This is a genomic window from Amorphoplanes friuliensis DSM 7358 (assembly GCF_000494755.1).
GTDB lineage: Bacteria > Actinomycetota > Actinomycetes > Mycobacteriales > Micromonosporaceae > Actinoplanes > Actinoplanes friuliensis.
This window is the reverse complement of sequence record NC_022657.1, coordinates 2,249,241-2,270,771: the sequence shown is the minus strand read 5'-3', so window position 1 is coordinate 2,270,771 and position 21,531 is coordinate 2,249,241. Positions and strand designations below refer to the sequence as shown.

Annotated in this window: 18 protein-coding genes and 1 tRNA gene; 5 read left to right on the top strand and 14 right to left on the bottom strand. The window is 67.6% G+C overall.

Going from position 1 to position 21,531, the window contains the following annotated elements:
- Window positions 1–3: 3 nt before the first annotated feature.
- The 3 genes from uvrB to rpsA all read right to left on the bottom strand — a co-directional run bounded on the left by uvrB (window position 4) and on the right by rpsA (window position 5,273).
- Window positions 4–2,121 (bottom strand): excinuclease ABC subunit UvrB, encoded by a 2,118-nt coding sequence (uvrB, locus tag AFR_RS10565; RefSeq protein WP_023360203.1) that lies wholly within the window; start codon window positions 2,119–2,121, stop codon window positions 4–6.
- A gap of 363 nt (window positions 2,122–2,484) precedes the next feature.
- On the bottom strand, window positions 2,485–3,669 hold the full coding sequence (gene coaE / locus AFR_RS10560; protein WP_041840769.1) for a dephospho-CoA kinase: 1,185 nt from the start codon (window positions 3,667–3,669) through the stop codon (window positions 2,485–2,487).
- Window positions 3,670–3,752: 83 nt separating this feature from the next.
- Window positions 3,753–5,273, bottom strand: a complete 1,521-nt coding sequence (gene rpsA / locus AFR_RS10555; protein WP_023360199.1) for a 30S ribosomal protein S1 — start codon at window positions 5,271–5,273, stop codon at window positions 3,753–3,755.
- Window positions 5,274–5,606: 333 nt separating this feature from the next.
- Here rpsA and AFR_RS10550 point away from each other — a divergent pair, with 333 nt between their 5' ends.
- From AFR_RS10550 to AFR_RS10540, 3 genes are read left to right on the top strand one after another with little or no spacing between them, the layout of a single operon-like run.
- The gene (locus AFR_RS10550; RefSeq protein WP_023360197.1) at window positions 5,607–6,425 is read left to right on the top strand and encodes a class I SAM-dependent methyltransferase; all 819 of its coding nucleotides are present in this window, start codon (window positions 5,607–5,609) and stop codon (window positions 6,423–6,425) included.
- A 17-nt stretch (window positions 6,426–6,442) separates the two neighbouring features.
- On the top strand, window positions 6,443–6,661 hold the full coding sequence (locus tag AFR_RS10545) for a hypervirulence associated TUDOR domain-containing protein (protein WP_023360195.1): 219 nt from the start codon (window positions 6,443–6,445) through the stop codon (window positions 6,659–6,661).
- The gene (locus tag AFR_RS10540; RefSeq protein WP_023360193.1) at window positions 6,651–6,971 is read left to right on the top strand and encodes a DUF3140 domain-containing protein; all 321 of its coding nucleotides are present in this window, start codon (window positions 6,651–6,653) and stop codon (window positions 6,969–6,971) included. The genes AFR_RS10545 and AFR_RS10540 overlap by 11 nt, the downstream gene beginning before the upstream one ends.
- A gap of 816 nt (window positions 6,972–7,787) precedes the next feature.
- On the opposite strand, the gene AFR_RS10535 is transcribed toward AFR_RS10540, so the two are convergent.
- The 11 genes from AFR_RS10535 to AFR_RS10485 form a co-directional block, all read right to left on the bottom strand.
- Window positions 7,788–8,150, bottom strand: a complete 363-nt coding sequence (locus AFR_RS10535) for an ArsR/SmtB family transcription factor (RefSeq protein WP_041840768.1) — start codon at window positions 8,148–8,150, stop codon at window positions 7,788–7,790.
- Window positions 8,151–9,262: 1,112 nt separating this feature from the next.
- A complete protein-coding gene (polA, locus tag AFR_RS10530; protein WP_023360189.1) occupies window positions 9,263–11,956 on the bottom strand; it encodes a DNA polymerase I in 2,694 nt (897 codons plus the stop codon).
- A gap of 54 nt (window positions 11,957–12,010) precedes the next feature.
- Window positions 12,011–12,787 (bottom strand): amino acid ABC transporter ATP-binding protein, encoded by a 777-nt coding sequence (locus AFR_RS10525; protein ID WP_041840767.1) that lies wholly within the window; start codon window positions 12,785–12,787, stop codon window positions 12,011–12,013.
- The gene (locus tag AFR_RS10520; RefSeq protein WP_023360186.1) at window positions 12,784–13,785 is read right to left on the bottom strand and encodes an amino acid ABC transporter permease; all 1,002 of its coding nucleotides are present in this window, start codon (window positions 13,783–13,785) and stop codon (window positions 12,784–12,786) included. Before AFR_RS10520 ends, AFR_RS10525 begins: the two co-directional genes overlap by 4 nt.
- A 7-nt stretch (window positions 13,786–13,792) precedes the next feature.
- A complete protein-coding gene (locus tag AFR_RS10515; protein ID WP_023360184.1) occupies window positions 13,793–14,704 on the bottom strand; it encodes an ABC transporter substrate-binding protein in 912 nt (303 codons plus the stop codon).
- Window positions 14,705–14,736: 32 nt separating this feature from the next.
- A complete protein-coding gene (locus AFR_RS10510) occupies window positions 14,737–15,447 on the bottom strand; it encodes an ABC transporter ATP-binding protein (RefSeq protein WP_023360182.1) in 711 nt (236 codons plus the stop codon).
- On the bottom strand, window positions 15,437–16,249 hold the full coding sequence (locus AFR_RS10505) for an ABC transporter ATP-binding protein (protein ID WP_202964028.1): 813 nt from the start codon (window positions 16,247–16,249) through the stop codon (window positions 15,437–15,439). The genes AFR_RS10510 and AFR_RS10505 overlap by 11 nt, the downstream gene beginning before the upstream one ends.
- A gap of 79 nt (window positions 16,250–16,328) precedes the next feature.
- The gene (locus tag AFR_RS10500; protein WP_041840766.1) at window positions 16,329–17,459 is read right to left on the bottom strand and encodes a branched-chain amino acid ABC transporter permease; all 1,131 of its coding nucleotides are present in this window, start codon (window positions 17,457–17,459) and stop codon (window positions 16,329–16,331) included.
- Window positions 17,456–18,406, bottom strand: coding sequence for a branched-chain amino acid ABC transporter permease (locus tag AFR_RS10495; RefSeq protein ID WP_023360176.1), 951 nt, complete (start codon window positions 18,404–18,406; stop codon window positions 17,456–17,458). Before AFR_RS10495 ends, AFR_RS10500 begins: the two co-directional genes overlap by 4 nt.
- An 80-nt stretch (window positions 18,407–18,486) precedes the next feature.
- Entirely contained in the window at window positions 18,487–19,650 is a 1,164-nt protein-coding gene (locus AFR_RS10490; protein WP_041840765.1) for a branched-chain amino acid ABC transporter substrate-binding protein, read from the bottom strand.
- Between the two features lie 217 nt (window positions 19,651–19,867).
- Window positions 19,868–20,485, bottom strand: coding sequence for an ANTAR domain-containing response regulator (locus AFR_RS10485; protein ID WP_041840764.1), 618 nt, complete (start codon window positions 20,483–20,485; stop codon window positions 19,868–19,870).
- Window positions 20,486–20,614: 129 nt separating this feature from the next.
- Between AFR_RS10485 and AFR_RS46010 the strand changes: the two genes are divergently transcribed.
- A tRNA-Leu gene (locus tag AFR_RS46010) sits at window positions 20,615–20,687 on the top strand.
- A 71-nt stretch (window positions 20,688–20,758) separates the two neighbouring features.
- Complete coding sequence (locus tag AFR_RS10480) at window positions 20,759–21,472, top strand: transcriptional regulator (protein WP_148307918.1); 714 nt, start codon at window positions 20,759–20,761, stop codon at window positions 21,470–21,472.
- Window positions 21,473–21,531: the final 59 nt, after the last annotated feature.

The window sequence follows — 21,531 nt, the reverse complement described above, 5'->3', positions numbered from 1 at the left end:
TTGTCACTTGACGCCGGCCACGTCCATGTTGCGGAGTTCCTTCTTGAGCTCTTGGACCTCGTCGCGGATGCGGGCTGCGAGTTCGAACTGGAGTTCGCGGGCTGCGGCCAGCATCTGGTCGTTCAGGTCCTGGATCAGCTGGGCGAGCTCGACGCGGGCCATGCCCTCGCGGGCCGGCACGGACGAGCCGCGCGCCTTGGAGCGAGTCTCGGGGACCGGGCCCTTGCCGCGTGACATCTGGCGGCCGCCGCCGCCGACCAGCTGGCCGCCGACCGCCGAGTCGGTGTCCTCGGCCTCGCGGTAGATGTCGTCGAGGATGTCGTGGATCTTCTTGCGGAGCGGCTCCGGCTTGATGCCGTTCGCCTCGTTGTGGGCGATCTGCTTGGCCCGGCGGCGGTCCGTTTCCTCGATCGCGTTTTTCATCGACGGGGTCATCTTGTCGGCGTACATGTGGACTTCGCCGGAGACGTTACGGGCGGCGCGGCCGATGGTCTGGATCAGCGAGCGGCCGCTGCGCAGGAAGCCTTCCTTGTCGGCGTCGAGGATGGCGACGAGCGACACCTCGGGCAGGTCGAGGCCCTCACGCAGCAGGTTGATGCCGACCAGCACGTCGTAGTCGCCCTTGCGCAGCTCCTTGAGCAGCTCGACGCGGCGCAGCGTGTCGACCTCGGAGTGCAGGTAGCGGACGCGGATGCCGTTCTCCAGGAGATAGTCGGTGAGGTCCTCGGCCATCTTCTTGGTCAGCGTCGTGACCAGGACCCGCTCGTCCTTGTCCGTGCGCAGCTTGATCTCGTGCATCAGATCGTCGATCTGGCCCTTGGTCGGCTTGACCACCACCTGCGGGTCGACGAGGCCGGTCGGACGGATGATCTGCTCGACGAACTCGCCCTGGGCCTCCCCCATCTCCCACGGGCCCGGCGTCGCGGACAGGAACACCATCTGCCCGACCCGCTCGAGGAACTCGTCGAAGCGCAGCGGCCGGTTGTCGGCGGCGCTCGGCAGCCGGAAGCCGTGCTCGATGAGGATGCGCTTGCGGGAGGCATCCCCCTCGTACATGCCGCCGATCTGCGGGATCGTCACGTGCGACTCGTCCAGGACGGTCAGGTAGTCGTCCGGGAAGTAGTCCAGCAGGGTGTGCGAGGGCTCGCCGGGCGAACGGCCGTCCATGTGCATCGAGTAGTTCTCGATGCCGTTGCAGAAGCCGACCTGGCGCATCATCTCGATGTCGTAGGTGGTGCGCATCCGCAGCCGCTGCGCCTCGAGCAGCTTGCCCTGGCGCTCCAGCTCGGCCAGCCGCTCGGCCAGCTCGGCCTCGATGTCGCGGATCGCCCGCTCCATCCGCTCCGGGCCGGCCGCGTAGTGCGTCGCGGGGAAGATGATCAGCTCATCGACCTCGCGGACGATCTCGCCGGTCAGCGGGTGCAGATAGTAGAGCTTCTCGATCTCGTCACCGAACAGCTCGATGCGGATCGCGAGCTCCTCGTAGGCCGGGATGATCTCCAGCGTGTCCCCGCGGACCCGGAACGTCCCCCGTTGGAAGGCCATGTCGTTGCGGGCGTACCGGATGTCGACCAGGCGGCGCAGCAGCTTGTCACGGTCCCACTCCTGGCCGACCTTGACGTTGACCGCCTGCTCGACATATTCCTGCGGGGTGCCGAGGCCGTAGATCGCGCTCACGGTCGCCACCACGATCACATCGCGGCGGGTCAGCAGCGACATGGTGGCCGAGTGCCGCAGCCGCTCGACCTCCTCGTTGACCGACGAGTCCTTCTCGATGTAGGTGTCGGACTGGGCGATGTACGCCTCGGGTTGGTAGTAGTCGTAGTAGCTGACGAAGTATTCGACGGCGTTGTTGGGCATCAGCTCGCGGAACTCCTTGGCGAGCTGAGCGCACAGGGTCTTGTTGGGCGCCATCACCAGGGCCGGTCGCTGCAGCTTCTCGATGAGCCAGGCGGTGGTGGCACTCTTGCCGGTGCCGGTCGCGCCGAGCAGCACCGTGTTGCGGTCGCCGCGGCGCACCCGGCGCTCCAGCTCGGCGATGGCCGTGGGCTGGTCACCGGCCGGCTTGTAGTCACTGATGACCTCGAAGCGGCCGTCGAGTCGTGGGATGTCGAGCGCCATGGGAACCACGGTACGTCGGGGGTGTGACAACTTTCCGCGGCCCGCTGGGAGGCCCGTGCTGAGGGTGCACATCCGGACGCCGGAAACGAGATTGCCCGCCGTTGCGCGGCGGGGCTAGCGTGATCAGGTAGGCCGCTCGCGGCGGCCGCCCGGCAGGTCCGGCACCACCACACGGTGCGACCGAGCCGGCCCGCGGATAGCAGCACCCGGCTCTGGCCGGCGCGCGCATCCCGCGATGGTCGCGCTTTGCGCGAGCAGGCCGCCGCGAGCGCCCCTATGCCAGGCCAGCGCCCAAAGGCCAGGCCACCGCCCAGAAGGCCGGGCCAGCGCCCAAAGGCCAGGCCACCGCTCAGAAGGCCGGGCTCAGCCGGCCGCCTGCCAGCCCGTCGCCTCGGCCCAGCTCTGAGCAGCGTCGGCCTCGGCGTCGAACCAAGGCTCCTTCGCATCCGCGTAGCTCTCCACGTCGCTGTGCTGCGCCGCCCACCGCTCCTTGGCCGCCGCGTAGCCGTCGCGGGCCGCGGTGTCCGCGCGGAGGTGGTCACGCATGAGCAGGGCAAAACGCCAGCCCGGCGAGCCCGTCACCCGCACGTGCAGGTTGACCGACCGGCCCGGGTCCGCGTTGCCGTGCAGGCGCTTCGGCCAGGTCTTTCCCGGTACGCCGCGGGCGTTGTCGAACCACTCGCCCTCCCGCTGGGGCAGGCCCGCGCGCGCCAGCGCCTCTGCGGCCTTGTCGGCGTCGTCCAGCGTCGGCACGGCGAGCATGAGGTCCAGCAGATCCTTGGCCGGAAGCCCCGGCACGGCCGTCGACCCGATGTGCGAGACCTCGGCCTCACCGCCGAGCGCGTGCCGGATCCTGGCGATCACCCGCTCCGCCTGCTCCGGCCAGGTCGGATCAGACGGTACGACATGCAGCGCCCGCTCATGCGGAGCGTGACGCTTCAAACGGACATTCTCCTCGTACGGGAGCAGCCGCGTCGTCCAGAGGTCCTCGATCCGGGCGTCCAGCTCGTCGAAGCCGGTATTGTTGGTGATCACCACGTCGGCGGCTGCGCGGCGGACAGCGTCATCGGCCTGGGCGGCGATCCGGGCGGTCGCCTGCTCCTCGGTCATGCCACGGGTCTCGACGAGCCGGCGGATGCGCCGGTCCGTGTCGGCCTCCACGACGATGACCAGGTGAAATGTCGCGGCGATGCCGGTCTCCACGAGCAGCGGCACATCGTTGACCACGATCGCGTCCGGTGCCGCCGAGGAGAGCATTTCGGCTGCTCCGGCGCGTACCCGGGGGTGAATGATGGTTTCGAGATGGCGGCGGGCCGCTGGGTCTCCGAAGATCTTCGCGCCGAGGGCGGGGCGGTCGAGCTCGCCGTCCGCGCCGAGGATCTCCTGGCCGAAGGCCGCGACGACCTCGGCCTGGCCGTCCGTGCCCGCGGCGACGACCTCGCGGGCCAGGACGTCCGAGTCGATCAGGATCGCGCCCCGCTGGACGAGACGCTGGGCGACCGCGCTCTTGCCGGCGCCGATTCCTCCGGTGAGACCCACTTTCAGCACGCCGACAGTATGCCGAAGGGCCGCCCGCGATCGAAATCGCGGACGGCCCTCAAGCCGATCTAGCTGCTAGCTGAGGCCCTGGATCAGGCCTTGCCGCCGGCGAGCTTCTCGCGCAGAGCGGCGAGCGCCTCGTCGGTGGCCAGGGTGCCGGCCGGCTCCTCCGCCGCGCGCGCCGGGCCCGAGGACGTGCTCGAGGACGACGTGGAGGTGGAAGTGGACGACGAGGTGGTCACGCCACCGGCCGGAGCCGGGTTGAGCGCGGCCTCGGCGTCGGCCTCGCGGGACGCCTGCACCTGCTTGGTGTGGGCCTCCCAGCGCTCGCGAGCGTCGGCGTACTGCTTCTCCCACACCTCGCGCTGCTTGTCGAAGCCCTCGAGCCACTCACCCGTCTCGGGGTCGAAGCCCTCCGGGTAGATGTAGTTGCCCTCGGTGTCGTACGTCGCCGCCATGCCGTAGAGGGTCGGGTCGAAGTGCTCCTCGCCCTCGACGAAGTTCTCGTTGGCCTGCTTGAGCGACAGCGAGATCCGGCGACGCTCGAGGTCGATGTCGATGACCTTGACCATGACGTCGGAGCCCACCTGGACGACCTGCTCGGGCAGCTCGACGTGCCGCTCGGCCAGCTCGGAGATGTGCACCAGGCCCTCGATGCCGTCGTCCACGCGGACGAACGCACCGAACGGAACCAGCTTGGTGACCTTGCCCGGCACGATCTGGTTGATCGCGTGGGTCCGGGCGAACTGACGCCACGGGTCTTCCTGGGTCGCCTTCAGCGACAGCGAGACGCGCTCGCGGTCCAGGTCGACGTCGAGCACCTCGACCTCGACCTCCTGGCCGACCTCGACAACCTCGGACGGGTGGTCGATGTGCTTCCAGGAGAGCTCGGAGACGTGCACCAGGCCGTCCACGCCACCCAGGTCCACGAAGGCACCGAAGTTGACGATGGAGGACACGACGCCCTTGCGGACCTGGCCCTTCTGCAGCTTGTTGAGGAACTCGGTGCGAACCTCGGACTGCGTCTGCTCGAGCCAGGCGCGGCGGGACAGGACCACGTTGTTGCGGTTCTTGTCCAGCTCGATGATCTTCGCCTCGAGCTCGCGGCCGACGTACGGCTGGAGATCGCGGACGCGACGCATCTCGACCAGAGAGGCCGGGAGGAAGCCACGGAGGCCGATGTCGAGGATGAGGCCACCCTTGACGACCTCGATGACGGAGCCGCGAACGACGCCGTCGTCCTCCTTGATCTTCTCGATCGTGCCCCACGCGCGCTCGTACTGCGCACGCTTCTTCGAGAGGATCAGGCGACCTTCCTTGTCCTCCTTGGTGAGGACGAGGGCTTCGATGTGGTCACCGACCGACACCACTTCCGCGGGGTCCACGTCATGCTTGATCGACAACTCGCGCGAGGGGATGACACCCTCGGTCTTGTAGCCGATGTCGAGCAGGACCTCGTCCCGATCGACCTTGACGACGGTGCCTTCGACAATGTCGCCGTCGTTGAAGTACTTGATGGTCTCGTCGATGGCTGCGAGGAATGCTTCCTCCGAGCCAAGATCGTCGACGGTGACCCTGTTGGCGCTCGAGGTGGCCTCGATGCTGCTCGTCATGTGGACTGTTGCTCCGAACGGATGGTGTCGTGGTGACTCTCGCGCCCCGCGGATCCGACGGCGGACACAGCACGAACATCCGGTGATCACGACAACTGAGGTCAGATCAAGCGAGCAGAATCATGCTGGGACCGACGACTTGCGGAACCTGCTCCCTGCCGAGGCACACGATCCGCGAGTGCATCGACTAGCTTACCGTGCGCATTACCACAGGTTGCAAGCCCTCCTGATGACCGAGGCACATTCATCCCGCGAAACCCCCCGCCACGGTCGTTTTGTGCCATTTCGGGCCCCGCTCGGGAAGTGTCGTACTGTCCCCGTACCGTCTGAACGGTGATCGAAGCGCAACCATCTTCCCTGGCCGGCACCCTGCGCCGGGTCGTCACCGACGCCGAGAGCCGGGTCGCCAGCCGTCATTGGTGGGATCTGGACGCCGACGACTACCAGGAGGAGCACGGCCCGTTCCTGGGCGACGTCGACTTCGTCTGGTGCCCGGAAGGAGTACGCGAGGCCGACGCCCACCTCCTCGGCGAGGTCCGCGGCAAACGGATCCTCGAGCTCGGCGCCGGCGCCGCCGCGGGAGCCCGCTGGCTCGACGGCCAGGGCGCGGACGTGGTCGCCCTCGACCTGTCGGCCGGCATGCTCCGCCACGCCCGCGAGGCCGCGACCAGGTCCGGCGTCGACGTGCCGCTCGTCCAGGCCGACGCCCTGGCCCTCCCCTTCGCGACGTCCTCCTTCGACGTGGTCTGCACGGCCTTCGGCGCTATCCCGTTCGTCGCCGACTCCGGCGCGGTCATGAAAGAGGTGGCCCGCGTCCTCAAGCCCGGCGGCAGATGGGTGTTCTCCCTCACCCACCCGATGCGCTGGATCTTCCTCGACGAGCCCGGCGAGGACGGCCTCCTGGCCGTCCACCCCTACTTCGACCGCCGCCCGTACGTCGAACAGGACGCCGACGGCGTGCCCAGCTACGTCGAACAGCACCGCACCCTCGGCGACCGTATCCGCGAACTGGTCGGCGCCGGTTTTGTCCTCACCGACCTCATCGAGCCCGAGTGGCCGGAGGGCCACGACCAGATCTGGGGCCAGTGGAGCCCCCTGCGCGGCAAACTCTTCCCGGGGACCGCCATCTTCGTCAGTTACTTGCCCGCCTGACCGGGTATCCCCAGCTCATGGCAGATGACGAGAACCTCAGCAAGGGCGAGAAGGTCACCTGGAACAGCCACGGCCAGAAGGTCCACGGCACGGTCGAGAAGAAGATCACCAAGTCGACCTCCGAGGCCGGGCGCAAGGTGGCCGCCTCCGAGGACGACCCCCAGTACAAGGTGAAGAGCGCCAAGACCGGCCGCGAGGCGGTCCACAAGCCGGGAGCCCTGCACCATGACAGCTGAGACCGACTTCCGCTCAGCGGTGAACATGACAGCATCCGAGCTGGAGAAGTGGCTCGACACGAAAGAGTCAAAGTCGGTCGGTCAGAAGGACGCCGAAGGCCACGAATCCGTGGGCCACGACTCCGGCCGCAAAATCGTGAAGCTCCTCGGCAAGAAGAAGTCGGACCTGAGCGAGGCCGACGAGGCGCACATGCGGAAGGTGGTCGGCTACGTCCACCGCCACCTGGCCCAGCGCCCCTCCGGCGACATCAAGGACTCCAAATGGCGCTACTCCCTGATGAACTGGGGCCACGACCCCCTCAAGAAGTAACGCCGCCGATCCGCGCGTGAACCCGGCGGCGAGGGTGGACCGATCGGCTCTACCTCTGCGGTCTCAGGCGACGCGCCCCCGGCCCGACCTGCGGTCGCCGGCAACGTGCTCCGGGCGGAAGGCAACGGCCCGCCTGCGCGGGTATTCGTCGCGGCCCTGGCCGCCCCTTCCCCTTCACCCTGTCGACGGGGTCGCCTGCGGCCGTGGGAATCGGACGGCCTCTCAAGGCGGGCGGCCACGTGGGAAGTTCGACCGCCCATGCGGTGGCGGGTCGCACCTGGCAGCACCGGGTGGGCTTCGCCTGCGTGGGATTGGCGGCGTTCGAGTAGTACAGCGGCCGAGTTCCGCTGTGGCCGAGCCGCGCAGTGACCGAGCCGCGCAGTGACCGAGCCGCGCTGTGGCCGGGCCGCGCTGTGGCCGAGCCGCGCAATGGCCGAGCCGCGCACCCGGATCCGGGAGCTGACGGTCCGGGGAAGCTGACCTGCTCGGGTGGCGTTACTTGACGACCGAAGCGCGTTGGGAACGATCTTGGCTTCGCGCGGGACGATCCAGCGCGTGGCAGGGCGAGTCTTCACCTCCACGGCCGATGCCGGGCGGCGCGGTAACGAGTGGCTCAGCTTGGTGAGGGATCGCGACCAGGACAGCAGCGTCTGCACGCACGGGCATGCGGGATCCACGGGAGCCGTGCCGCGGGCAGGTCGGCGCGCTGGAGCGCAGCGGGATCCGATGCGGGCCGCGATCAGGCTGACGAGAGCGGCAAGTGTCTGCGCAACGGGTCGATTGATCGGGCACCGCGCCGGCCGTGGGACAGCCGATTCAGGCGGAGGGGACGCTGCTGACGTCGAGGAGGCCGGCGAGGAGGGTCAGGGCGGCCGGGACCAGGCGGTAGTAGACCCAGGTGCCGCGGCGGTCGCTGTCGACCAGGCCGGCTTCGCGGAGGACCTTGAGGTGGTGGGAGATTGTCGGGCCGGTCAGCTTGAAGGAGCCGGTGAGGTCGCAGACGCACACCTCGCCGCCGCCGGCGGACGCGATCATCGACAGCAGCCGCAGCCGCACCGGATCACCAAGAGCCTTGAACATCGGCGCGAACGCCCGCGCCTGGTCGGCGTCGAGCGGCCGGCGGGCGAGGGGTGCCCACGCGCTTGACGACGGTGTCAATTCGATCGTAGAACTCGGCATGGGCCCACCCTTGCAAACCGAAGCAAGTGCAAGGAATCAGGAATCCGACGGCAACTGCGGAGGGCTAGCTCCCGGTCGCGCAACGCCAGAATGCATTGCCGCACAACGGGTTTCACGAAAGCCGGTTGACCCAGCCCTTCACCACGGATTCCGAGGTGGACGGTGCAGGTAGAGCCCGAACCGGCCCCCGACCTCGAAACTTTCGCCACCTAATTGCATCGATCACAATCTTTATAAGACCCGGTGCACCAACTCCCGCCAGTGGCCCCGGTCACGACCGCCAATAGTCAAGCCTCGCGAAAAGCCCTCAAGACACAAATCTGACACCCACCCCCCAAACGACACGCGCACCCCACCAAACGACCCCACAAAGCGACGACCCACCAACACAAAGAGACCGCCCAACAAAACAACCACCACAACAAACCCGCCCCCACAGCACACCAAGGCCAGCCGAAGCAGATGACCAGGTCTCAACGGCCGTCCAAACAAGCGTGACGAGGCGTCCACCAGCAGCCGGGCAACAGAGCTACCTCTGCGGCGGCGGAGCCCACGGCCGCCCAGCGAAGGCAAAGACCACCCATCAGACAGCAACGGCGAGGCAAGACCGATCGCGAAGGCCACCACGCCGGCGCCAGGAATCTCGGCGGCGAGCAGCGCGACCTCGCGGATGCGAGTCCCCCAAGCCAGCCACAGACGAAATCCGAAGCCGCAAGCTTCCAGCCCTGCGCTGATCATCGTGGCCAGCCGTCTGCACGCGAGCCCCACAACGGCGACAGCCCACCACGCAACAGAAGCCGAAATCGAAGCCCACCGGCCGCCGCGCAACCTCCCGGACCGAGCCGAGCCCGACAACGGCCGCACCACGAGCAGGACCCGATCACGACGAACCGGGCCAGCCGCATGAGACCAGGACCCACACCACGACGGGCCTGGGAGAGGCCGCAAAGAGCGAAAGCCGAACCACAACGGGCGGGAGAGCAGAAACCTGGACCACGACGGGCTTGGGGGCGGGGATGACCCACGCAGGGATCAAGCCTGACCGCCCGGAGTGGGTTATCCCCGCCCCCAAGCCCCCATGCAACCAGCCGGACCCTCGAGAAACAGAGGGCCTAGTGATCGGCCCCGTTCCAGTCCTGGCCGACGCCGACCGAGACCTCGAGCGGTACGGACAGGGGGTAAGCCCCGCCCATCTCCCGGCGCACCAGCTCTTCGAGAGCAGCACGCTCGCCCGGGGCGACGTCGAAGACCAGTTCGTCATGGACCTGGAGGAGCATGCGAGACGTGAGGTCGGAGGCGCGGAGGGCGGCGTCGACGTTGAGCATGGCGATTTTGATGATGTCGGCGGCTGAGCCCTGGATGGGGGCGTTGAGAGCCATGCGTTCGGCCATTTCGCGGCGCTGGCGGTTGTCGCTGCTCAGGTCCGGCAGGTAGCGGCGGCGGCCGAGGATGGTGGCGGTGTAGCCGTCCTGGACGGCGCGGCGGACGACGGCCTGGAGGTAGTCGCGGACGCCTCCAAAACGTTGGAAGTACTCGTCCATGAGGGTGCGGGCTTCTTCGGTGGTGATGGTGAGCTGGTTGGAGAGGCCGAAGGCGCTGAGGCCGTAGGCCAGGCCGTAGTTCATCGCCTTGATTTTGCGGCGCTGGTCGGGGACGACCTCTTCGACCGGGACGTGGAAGACCGACGAGGCCGTCGCGGCGTGGAAGTCGGCGCCGGAGTTGAAGGCGGCGATGAGGGCTTCGTCGCCGGAGAGGTGCGCCATGATGCGCATCTCGATCTGGCTGTAGTCGGCCGTCATCAGCTGCTCGTAGCCCTCGCCGACGACGAAGGCGCGGCGGATGCGGCGGCCTTCCTCGGTGCGGATGGGGATGTTCTGCAGGTTGGGGTCGGTCGACGACAGGCGGCCGGTGGCGGCGACCGTCTGGTTGAACGTGGTGTGGATGCGGCCGTCGTCGGAGACCGACTTGAGCAGGCCGTCCACGGTGGACTTGAGCTTGGCGACGTCGCGGTGGCGCAGCAGGTGCTCGAGGACGGGGTCGCCGGTCTGGGCGAAGAGGCTCTGCAGGGCGTCGGCGTCCGTCGTGTAGCCGGACTTGATCTTCTTGGTCTTGGGCAGGCCGCGTTCGGTGAAGAGGATCTCCTGGAGCTGCTTGGGTGAGCCCAGGTTGAACTCGCGGCCGACGACCTCGTGGGCGCCCTGCTGGGCCGATTTCACCTCGGCGGCGAAGTGGGCCTCGAGCTCCGACAGGTATTCGGTGTCGGCGGCGATGCCGACGTGTTCCATCTCGCCGAGCACGATCGCCAGCGGCTGCTCGACCTCGGCCAGGATGCGCTGGGAGGCGCCGTCGTCGCGGGAGAGCTCCTCGGTGATGGTGTCGGCGAGGTCGAGGGTGGCGCGGGCGCGGAGCATGACGTTCTGCTCGGCCGTGCCTTCCTCCTCGCCGAGGCCGTCGAGGGTGAGCTGGCCGTCCTGGGGGGCGTCGACGCGCAGCTCGCGTTTGAGGTAGCGCAGGGCCAGGTCGGTCAGGTCGTACGCCCGCTGGTCGGGTTTGGCGAGGTAGGCCGCGAGGGCCGTGTCGACGCGGACACCGGTGAGGGTCCAGCCGTGGGCGCGGAACGCCAGCATCGCCGGCTTGGCCTCGTGGATGACCTTCGGCCGGTCGGCGTCGGCGAGCCAGGCTGCGACGGCGCGTTCGTCGCTCTCGTCGAGGGTCGCGGGGTCGAACCAGGCGGCGGGGCCGTCGCCGGTCGCGACGGCGATGCCGGTCAGCTCGCCGGTGCCGCGGCCGAAGCGGCCGGTGACGGCGACGCCGACGGGGGCCTCGCGGGCGTGCTCGGTGAGCCAGCCGGCGACCTCGCCGACGCCCAGGACGGTGCCGGACAGGTCGAAGCCGGACTCGGCCTCGGGCTCGACCGCCTCCAGGTACGAATACAGCCGTTCCCGCAGCACCCGGAACTCGAGCGCGTCGAAGACCTGGTGCACCGCCTCGCGGTCCCAGCCCTGCCACTTGACGTCCTCGGGGCGCAGCGGCAGCTCGAGGTCGCAGACCAGGGCGTTGAGCTCGTAGTTGCGCATGACGTCGGCCAGGTGCGCGCGGAGGTTCTCCCCCGCTTTGCCCTTGATCTCGTCGACGTGCGCGATGATGCCCTCGAGTCCGCCGTACTGATTGATCCACTTGGCGGCGGTCTTGTCGCCGACGCCGGGGACACCGGGGAGGTTGTCGCTGGCCTCGCCGACCAGGGCGGCCTTGTCGCGGTAGCGGCCGGGCGGGACGCCGTATTTCGTCTCGATGGCCTCGGGGGTCATGCGCCAGACCTCGGAGACGCCGCGGACGGGGTAGAGGATCGTGACGTGCTCGCCGGCGAGCTGGAACGCGTCGCGGTCGCCGGTGGAGATGACGACCTCCATGCCGGCGTCGCGGGCCTGGCAGGCGAGCGTGCCGATGACGTCGTCGGCCTCGTAGCCGGGTTTTTCCACGACGGGGATGCGCAGCGCCTCGAGGATCTCCTTGACCAGGCTGACCTGGCCCTGGAACGGCTGCGGGGTCTCGGCCCGGCCGGCCTTGTAGTCGGCGTATTTCTCGGTGCGGAACGACACGCGCGAGACGTCGAAGGCGACCACGATGTGCGTGGGCTTCTCGTCACGCAGCATGTTGATCAGCATCGAGGTGAAGCCGAACACGGCGTTGGTCGGCTGGCCCGTCTGCGTCGAGAAGTTCTCCACCGGCAGCGCGAAGAACGCGCGATAAGCCAGCGAGTGCCCGTCGAGCAGCAGCAAGCGGGGGGTCTGGGCGTCGTCACTCACGTCGCTGAACTCTAGTCGCGACGTGCGACAGAAACCTGGACCGCCCCGCCTGCTTTACAGCACCTTGCTGAGGAATGCCTTGGTTCGTTCCTGCTGCGGATTCGAGATGACGTCCCGCGGGGGGCCCTGCTCGACCACCACACCGCCGTCCATGAAGATCAGCGAGTCGCCGACCTCGCGGGCGAAGCCGATCTCGTGGGTCACCACGACCATGGTCATGCCGTCGCGGGCCAGGTCCTTCATGACGTCGAGGACCTCACCGACGAGCTCGGGGTCGAGCGCGCTGGTGGGCTCGTCGAAGAGCATCAGCTTGGGCCGCATCGCCAGGGCCCGGGCGATCGCGACCCGCTGCTGCTGGCCGCCGGAGAGCTGCCCGGGATAGCTGTCCATCTTCTCGCCGAGACCGACCCGGTCGAGCAGCGCCGCCGCCCGGTCACGGACCTCGTTCTTGCTCTCCCGCTTGACGCGGCAGGGCGCCTCCATGACGTTCTGCATGACCGTCATGTGCGGGAAGAGGTTGAACCGCTGGAACACCATGCCGATGGCACGGCGCTGCGCGGCGACCTCCTTCTCGCGGAGCTCATGGAGCTTGCTGCCGCGTTCGCGGTACCCGATGAGGTCGCCGTCGACGAAGATGCGGCCGGCGTTGATCTTCTCGAGGTGGTTGATGCAGCGCAGGAACGTCGACTTGCCGGAGCCCGAGGGCCCGAGCACACAACAGACCTCACCGGCCTTGACGACCAGGTCGATGCCCTTGAGCACCTCGAGCGAACCGAACGACTTGTGGACGTTGTCAGCGCGTACCATCTCGGCGGCGGAAGCGTCGGTCATGGCTTGTCCCCCTCGGCGATGGTGCCGCCCTGCTCGGCCGTCAGGCCGCGCAGGCGCAGGCGGGCACGGCCGGCCGTGCCGTAACCACGACCGAAGTGCCGTTCCACGAAGAATTGCACGATCATCAGGACGCTGGACAGGATCAGGTACCAGATGCAGGCGGCGATCAGGACCGGGAGCACGATGAACGTGCGCGAGCTGATCGCCTGCAGTTGGAAGAAGAGCTCGAACGTCACCGGGACGAACGCCACCAGTGACGTGTCCTTGACCATGGCGATCGTCTCGTTGCCGGTCGGCGGGACGATCACCCGCATCGCCTGAGGCAGCACGATGCGGCGCAGCACCTGCCCGCGGGAGAGACCCAGCGCGGACGCGGCCTCGGCCTGCCCCTCGTCCACGGACTGGATGCCGGCCCGGACGATCTCGGCCATGTACGCGGCCTCGGACAGCCCCAGCGCCAGCACACCGGCGAGGAAGCCAGAGAGCAGGTCGGTGGCCTTGATGCTGTAGAACTGCGCGTTCAGATCGTGGATGCCGAACAGGTTGCCGATCTGCCGGTCGAACGGCAGGCCGAACCCGATCCGCTCCCACAGGATGCCCAGGTTGCCGAAGAGGATCGCCAGCACGAGCCGGGGCACGGCCCGGAAGATCCAGGTGTAGAGCCACGCGACGCCGGACAGGATCGGGTTGGTCGAGAGCCGCATGACGGCCACGACCACACCGAGCACCACGCCGATGATCATCGCGAGGACGGTCAGCAGGATGGTGCCGCGCAGGCCCTCGAGCACCGGGCCGGTGAACATGACGCCACGCTTGCCGTCACCGATGCTGACGAAGATGAACCGCCAGTTGAACCGGTCGTTGGTGACCAGCAGGTGGATGAACATTGCGGCGAGCACGGCGAGGACCGCGATCGTCACCCAGCGCCCGGGGTGCCGGACGGGCACGGCCTTGATGGCCTCGGGGCGTGCCCGTCCGGACTGTGTCTCCGTTGTCATCCGAAGGTCAGGAGACCTGCGGGTTGACTGCCGGGTCGGTGATTCCGCCGGCCTCGACGCCCCACTTGCTGAGGATCGTCTTGTACGTGCCGTCGGCGATCAGCGCCTCCAGAGCCTGCTCGATCGCGGCACCGAAGTCGGCCTGCGCCTTGGGGAGCACGTAGCCGTACGGGGCCGCGTCGTAGATCTCGCCGACCAGGGCCAGCTGGCCGTTGGTCTGCTTCACGGCGTACGCGCCGATCGGCGAGTCGGCCAGCATCGCGTCGTCCTTGCCGGAGACGACCGCGTTGGTGGCGTCCGCCTGCGACTGGTACTGGTCGATCGTGATCTTGGCCTTGCCACCGTCGGTGCACTTCTTCGACCGGGCGGTGATGTCGTCGAGCTGCACCGTGCCGACCTGCACGGCGACCTTCTTGCCGCACGCGTCGTCCGGGTTGATCGTCGCGCCGGCCTTCGCCGCCCACTGCGTACCCGCGGAGAAGTAGGAGACCATCGTCGCCTGCTTCTCCCGCTCGGCGTTGACCGTGAACGAGGAGACGCCGATGTTGTACTTGCCCGACGTGACACCCGGGATGATCGCGTCGAACTTCGACGACTGCCACTCCGTCTTCAGGCCCAGCTTCTGCGCCACCGCGTTGAACAGGTCGACGTCGAAACCGATGACGGTCTTGCCGTCGGCGTCCAGGTACTCGTTCGGTGCGTACGTGCTGTCCGTACCGATGATGAGCTTGCCCGCGGTCTTGATCTCGGCCGGAACCTTGTCGGCCAGCGACGTGTCGGCGGAGGCCGACGGCACCGGAGCGCCCGAGCCGGTGCCGGTGTCGCCCGACTCCTCGCCGCAGGCGGACAGGGAGACGGTCATAGCGAGCGCGGCGGTCAGGCCCACGAACGCGCGCCGCAAAGGGGTGGTGCGGAACATCGTCGTCAACTCCTCAATGGTGTTCGAGATCCTCAGGCGACGCCGAGGTAGGCGTCCTTGACCGAGGGGTCGGTCAGCAGTTCCGCGCCGGTACCGGACTTGACGATCTCGCCGGTCTCCAGCACATAGGCGCGGTGTGCCCGGGAAAGTGCCTGCTGAGCATTCTGCTCCACCAGAAGCACGGTTGTGCCCTGCTGGTTGATCTCGACGACGATGTCGAAGATCTGCTGGATCAGCATGGGCGCCAGGCCCATCGACGGCTCGTCGAGCAGCAGCAGCTTCGGCCGGCTCATCAGCGCCCGGCCGACCGCGAGCATCTGCTGCTCGCCGCCGGACATGGTGCCGCCGACCTGCTTCTCGCGCTCCTTGAGCCGCGGGAACAGGGTGAAGACGCGTTCCAGATCCTGGTTGATCTCGGCCCTGTTGCGCCGCGTGTAGGCGCCCATCTCCAGGTTCTCGAGCACCGACATGCCCGGGAAGATGCCCCGGCCCTCCGGCGACTGCGAGACACCACGGACGACCCGGAGGTCGGCCCGCAGCTTGGTGATGTCCTCACCGTTGAACGTGATCGAACCCTGCGCCACCGGCCGCAGACCCGAGATCGCCCGCATGGTCGTCGACTTCCCGGCGCCGTTGGCGCCGATCAGAGCGACGATCTCACCCTCGGCGACGGTCAGGCTGATGCCGTGCAGGGCCTGGATCCGCCCGTACGCCAGCGTGACGTCCTTCAACTCAAGCAGCATCGGTCGGCACCCCCAGGTACGCCGCGATCACGGCCGGGTTGTCCCGCACCTCGGCGGGCGTACCCTCGGCGATCTTCTTGCCGAACTCCAGCACGACGATCCGGTCGGTCACGCCCATCACCAGGCGCATGTCGTGCTCGATGAGCAGCACGGTCACGCCGCTGTCGCGGATCTTGCGGATCAGCGCGAGCAGCTCCTGCTTCTCCGCCGGGTTGAAGCCGGCGGCCGGCTCGTCCAGGCACAGCAGCGTCGGGTTCGTCGCCAGCGCCCGGGCGATCTCGAGACGCCGCTGCTCGCCGTAGGACAGGTTGCGGGCGACGTCACTCGCGCGGTTCTCGATCCCGACAAAACGCAGCAGCTGGTACGACCGGTCCCTGCCCGTACGCTCCTCGCGGTGGTGCCGGGGCAGCCGGAACAGGGCCGCGATCACGCTGGTCTTGTGGTGGGCGTCCGCGCCCACCATCACGTTCTCCAGCGCGGTCATCTCCGGGAACAGCCGCACGTTCTGGAACGTGCGGGCGATCCCGCCGCGGGTGATCTCGTGCTTCTTCTTGCCGACGATCGACTGGCCCTTGAAGCGGATCCCGCCGCTCGTGGGCCGGTAGACGCCGGTCATCGCGTTGAAGCAGGTGGTCTTGCCGGCACCGTTCGGGCCGATCAGACCGAAGATCTCACCCTTGCGCAGCGTGAAGCTGACCTCGTTGAGGGCGACGACACCACCGAAGCGCAGCGTCACGTTGTCGACCTCGAGGAGCACCTCGCCCTCGGGCTTGGCTTCGGCCGTTTTTGAAGGTGCGGCCACTTCGTCCGTCGTGGGTGCAGCCTGGTCGACAGGGCGCGCGTTCTCCGCGTCCAGCTCGGCAGGCGTCTCCTTGTGCGGCTCACTCAATGGGAGCCACCTCCTTCTCACGGTCCTTGAGCTCCATCGCGCGACGCCGGCTCGGGATCAGGCCCTGCGGCCGGAAGATCATGATCGCGATGATGACGGCGCCGAAGATGGCGAACCGGAAGCCGAACAGGTCCGTGTGCCAGATCGGGTCCTCGATGCCCCGGAGCCGGTCCGGGATGTACGAGATCAGCGCGCCGCCGAGGATCGCACCGGCGATGTTGCCGGAACCACCCATGACGACACCCGCGAGCACCAGGATCGAGAACTGCAGGACGAACGTCTGCGAGTTCATGAAGCCCTGCTGGCCGGCGAACATCACGCCGCCCAGACCACCGATGAACGCACCGATCGCGAACGCCCACAGCTTGTACTTGATCGTCCGCACGCCCATGATCTCGGCGGCTTCCTGGTCCTCACGGATCGCCAGCCACGACCGGCCGACCCGGCTGTTGTCGAGGTTCCGCACCCCGAAGATCACCAGGATGATCACGGCCAGGCCCAGCCAGTAGTACGGGATCGCGTCGGCCACACCGAAGATCGGCTTACCGTCGGCGTACTCACCCGGCGGGTGCGGGATGTCCGAGAAGCCCCGGTCACCACGCAGCGTCTCCGTGCTCGTCGCCACGATGCGGATGATCTCCGCGAAGCCCAGCGTCACGATGGCCAGATAGTCACCGCGCAGTCTCAGCGTCGGATAACCCAGCACCAGACCCGACAGCATCGCCACCGCCAGACCGACGGGCACGGCCACAGCCCAGCCCCACTCGGTACGCAGGACGCTGTCGGGCGAGGTCAGCAACGCGACCGTGTAGGCGCCGACGGCGAAGAAGCCGACGTAGCCCAGGTCGAGCAGACCCGCAAAGCCGACCACCACGTTCAGGCCAAGAGCCAGCAGAACGTAGTAGGACATGTTGAACAGCGCACTCGGCCAGTCGATGCCCTGCGTCACGATCTGCGGACCGATGACCGGGATCTCGCCGACGTACGGCAGCAGGAACGCCAGCCCGGCGAACACGATGCCCAGCACGATCCGGACCACGCGGGGCTGACGGCCGTACCAGCCGCGTACTGCAGCGCCGCGGCTTTCCTTCGGCGCCGCCACTGCTCCATTCGTCCCGGTCATGCCCTCGCCCTTCCGAGAGACTCGCCCAGCAGGCCCGTCGGACGGACCAGCAGGATCAACACGAGCAGCACGAACGACGCGGCGTGCAGCCACTCCGTGCCGAACAGAGACGCTGCGTAGTTCTGCAGGACACCCAGCATCAGGCCGCCCAGCAGAGCGCCCCGCAGGTTGCCGATGCCGCCGAGGACCGCGGCGGTGAACGCCTCGATGCCCAGCAGGAAGCCGGCGTCGAACCGCGTGACACCGATCTTCAGGTCGTACATGACCGCGGCGATACCCGCCATCAGGCCGCCCAGCAGGAAGACCAGCGAGATCACGCGGCTCTTGTTCACGCCCATCAGCGCCGCGCTGTCCGGGTTCTGCGCGACGGCACGGATGCCGCGGCCCAGCCGGGAACGGTTGATGAAGCGATCGAGCACGAACATCATCACGAGCGCCAGCACGATGATCAGAATCTGAAGATTCGTCACATGCATGTTGCCGATCACGAAGACGTCTCGCGGCTGGATCAGCGGCGGCACACCCCGGATGTTGCGCTGGGTCATGACGCCGACAGTTTCGGAGATGAACAGCGACGCACCGATGGCGGTGATGAGGAACGCCAGCGGCGGCGCGTTGCGCTTCCGCAGCGGCCGGTAGGCCACGAGCTCAACACCCAGTGCGGTGATACCGGAGACGACGATCGCCGCCACCAGACCCAGACAGATCAGGCCGATGACGCCGAGAACAGAGGGGGTAGGCGAGTTCTGGTCGAGTCCGAAGAAGCCCCACACGACGAGGCAGGCATACGAACCGAGCAGGAAGACCTCGGAGTGCGCGAAGTTGATCAGGCGGAGTACGCCGTAGACCAGGGTGTAACCCAGGGCGAAGAGCGCGATGATCGCACCCTGGGCCAGGCCCGTGATCGTGAGCGGCCCGAAGTCCTGGATCAGACCGGAGAAGTTCACAAGGGGCTCCTGAAACGAGAAGGTCGGTGCGGCCGGAGATCATCCGGCCGCACCGGCCCTACGAGAAGTTACTCAGTCGATCAGGCGGTCGGAACCTCTTGGTCCGCGATCGTGTTGCCCGTCGCGTCGAACTTGAACGTCCACACCTTGATGAAGTTCGGGTCGAGCTCGCCCTTGTCGGTGAACTTGTAGGTGTTGGCAATGCCCTTGTACTCCACCGTGGAGAGGTAGGTGTTGAGCTTCTCCGGGGTGGTGTTGCCGGCGTCGATGCCCTGCAGGAACATGTTGGCCGCGTCGAACGCAACGTCGGAGTAGGTACCGGCGTCGACGTTCCACTTCGCCTTGTAGTCCGTGACGAACGTGCCGCCCGCCTTCTCCGGCGGGGAGCAGGGGCAGGTCACGATCGTGCCGACCGCGGCAGCGTTACCGGCGGCCTTGGCCAGACCGGGGTCCTTCATGCCGTCGCCGCCGAGCAGGACGCCCTTCCAGCCGGCGGTGGTCAGCGCCTTACGGATCAGGCCACCGTTCTGGTAGTAGCCGCCGTAGAACAGCGCCGTCGCGCCCGAGGACACGACCTTCTGCACCAGAGCCGAGAAGTCGGTCTGCTTGCCGTCAGCCTCGGTCTTGTCCGTCGCGACCACCGAAGCGCCCAGCGTCTTCTTGACCACGTCGGCCAGGCCGGCACCGTACGCCGACTGGTCGTCCGCGACGAAGACCTTCTCGGCCTTCAGCACGTTCTTGATGTAATTGCCCGCGGCGGGGCCCTGCGCGTCGTCGTTCGCGACCGCGCGGTGGAACGTCTTCCAGCCGTTCGCCGACAGCGAGACCCGCGTCGCCGACGGGCTCACCGTCGGGATGCCGGCAGCCTCGAAGATCGGGTCGGCAGCCTCGGACTCGCCGGAGAACGGCGGGCCGACGATGCCGAGGATCTTCTTGTCCGCGACCAGGTTACGGGCCACACCGGGCGCCACGCCCGGCTCGCCCTGAGAGTCGAACTTCGCGACCGTGATGCAGTCGGAGCCCTTCTTCTCGTTGTACTGGTTGATAGCCAGCTCGAAGCCCTGCTCGATGTTCACACCGAGGTTCGCCGAAGACCCCGTCAGGGCGCCAAAGAATGCGAGCTTGTAGCCGCAGTTACCACTGGCCGTGTCGTCACTGCCGCTGTCGCTGTTGCAAGCAGCAGCCCCGGCGATGAGGCCGATAACGGCCAACCCGCCGATGGCACGTGCGAGAACCTGCCTCAAGGTTGGAACCCTCCTCCATACCGAACCCACCGAGCCACCGCAGGTCGATTGGCACTTGCGCACCGGCACGACACAACTGCGCCCGTCATGGGGCGGGACGCTATCCCACGATCCGGCACCCAGGTAAGTGTTCGCACGGGCATTCACCGAACCGTTACGTCCGGTGATCCCGGGAAGGAGAAGGTGTAACAAACAGGCAGTTCCGGGAGGCCAGGAGCTACGGCGCGGGCGTGCCCGGAGTCTCTTCACCCTCGGCGAGAATCCGGTCGGCGACCTCACGCATCGTCATGCGGTGGTCCATCGCCGTCCGCTGGATCCACTTGAACGCCTGCGGCTCGGTCATCGAGTACTTCGTCATCAACTCGCCCTTGGCGCGCTCCACCGACTTGCGCGTCTCCAGCCGGTCGGTCAGCCCGGCCACCTCGGACTCCAGCGCCGAGATCTCCGAATACCGCGACAACGCGATCTCGATCGCCGGCACCAGGTCCGACTTCTGGAACGGCTTCACCAGGTACGCCATGGCACCGGCGGCGCGTGCCCGCTCGACCAGCTCACGCTGACTGAACGCTGTCAGAATCACGACAGGGGCGATGCGCCCGCCCGCGATCCGCTCGGCGGCGGCCAGGCCGTCCATGATCGGCATCTTGATGTCCAGGATGACCAGGTCCGGCGTCAGATCTTCGGCCAGTCGGACGGCGGTCTCGCCGTCACCGGCCTCACCGACGACGTCGTAGCCCTCCTCCACGAGCATCTCGGCCAGGTCCAGCCGGATGAGCGCCTCGTCCTCGGCGATCAGCACCCGCCTGCGCTCGGCACTCGCTTGCGTGTCGGCCACGGAACCCCTACCCCCAGCACTGGTCAAGTCGCGACACCCGGGTATCTGGGTGCCACCGCCCTCAGCGTAGTGGGTACTCTGTGCATGGCTCAGCTCGGCGGGACCAAGTGTTCTCCAGCTGCTGTCCCGGTCCTCGTACTCCAACGGCAGAGAGAGTGGTCTCAAACACCACACAGTGTGGGTTCGAATCCCACCGAGGACACAAAAACTGTCGTACCTGAGCGGTTGAATGCGGGGGTGCATCCTCCCGGAATCCGCGAGCTCGCAATCTCCATGAAATCTGCCGGCGTGCCGTTCACGGAGATCTACCGCACGCTCGGACTGTCCCGCAACACCGTGGCCTGCTGGCTCTACAGCTCCCGATCCAAGATCAATTCTGATCGGGACCAGCGGTGCCCGTTCTGCGCCCGGCCACCACGATCGATCGGGCATCCGGCCGACTACGCCTATCTGCTCGGCATCTACCTGGGCGACGGCCATCTGCTCACGACGGGCCGGGTCCCCGTGCTCAAGGTGGCATGCGACCTGCGTTATCCAGGGCTGATCGAGGAGGCCGGCCGGGCCATGCTCGCCTGCGGCGCCCGCACGGTGGGGCATCAGCACCGCGACGGCCGCGACGACGTGCGGTCGTTCTGGCGGCATTGGCCGTGCCTGTTGCCGCAGCACGGCCCCGGGAAAAAGCACGAACGCCTGATACGGCTGGTCGAATGGCAGTCGGAGGTGGTCGACGCATTTCCGGGTCGCTTTGTCCGCGGCCTCTTCCACTCCGACGGCTGCCGCACCCGTAACAAAATTGTCCGGGGCGGCACGACGTACCTTTATCCGCGTTATCAGTTCGTCAACAAATCGGCCGACATCATGCAACTTTGCCGCGAATCATTGGACCGGCTCGGCGTCGAATGGCGTATGTGCCGGCCGACGATGCTGTCCGTGGCGCGGCGAGTGGATGTGGCGGTGCTGGACCAGCACGTGGGACCCAAGTACTGAGCTGTGACCGTACGGGCTCGGGGCCGGTGGGAAAGCGGGCATCGGGCGGCCGTGGGTTT

Bases quoted from the DNA above. Each gene is read 5' to 3' on its own strand.
- AFR_RS10510 (WP_023360182.1), bottom strand. From the start codon at position 15,447: ATGCTGCTTGAGTTGAAGGACGTCACGCTGGCGTACGGGCGGATCCAG.
- AFR_RS10545 (WP_023360195.1), top strand. From the start codon at position 6,443: ATGGCAGATGACGAGAACCTCAGCAAGGGCGAGAAGGTCACCTGGAAC.
- AFR_RS10540 (WP_023360193.1), top strand. From the start codon at position 6,651: ATGACAGCTGAGACCGACTTCCGCTCAGCGGTGAACATGACAGCATCC.
- AFR_RS10480 (WP_148307918.1), top strand. From the start codon at position 20,759: ATGAAATCTGCCGGCGTGCCGTTCACGGAGATCTACCGCACGCTCGGA.
- AFR_RS10500 (WP_041840766.1), bottom strand. From the start codon at position 17,459: ATGACCGGGACGAATGGAGCAGTGGCGGCGCCGAAGGAAAGCCGCGGC.
- rpsA (WP_023360199.1), bottom strand. From the start codon at position 5,273: ATGACGAGCAGCATCGAGGCCACCTCGAGCGCCAACAGGGTCACCGTC.
- AFR_RS10515 (WP_023360184.1), bottom strand. From the start codon at position 14,704: ATGTTCCGCACCACCCCTTTGCGGCGCGCGTTCGTGGGCCTGACCGCC.
- AFR_RS10535 (WP_041840768.1), bottom strand. From the start codon at position 8,150: ATGCCGAGTTCTACGATCGAATTGACACCGTCGTCAAGCGCGTGGGCA.
- uvrB (WP_023360203.1), bottom strand. From the start codon at position 2,121: ATGGCGCTCGACATCCCACGACTCGACGGCCGCTTCGAGGTCATCAGT.
- AFR_RS10520 (WP_023360186.1), bottom strand. From the start codon at position 13,785: ATGACAACGGAGACACAGTCCGGACGGGCACGCCCCGAGGCCATCAAG.
- AFR_RS10525 (WP_041840767.1), bottom strand. From the start codon at position 12,787: ATGACCGACGCTTCCGCCGCCGAGATGGTACGCGCTGACAACGTCCAC.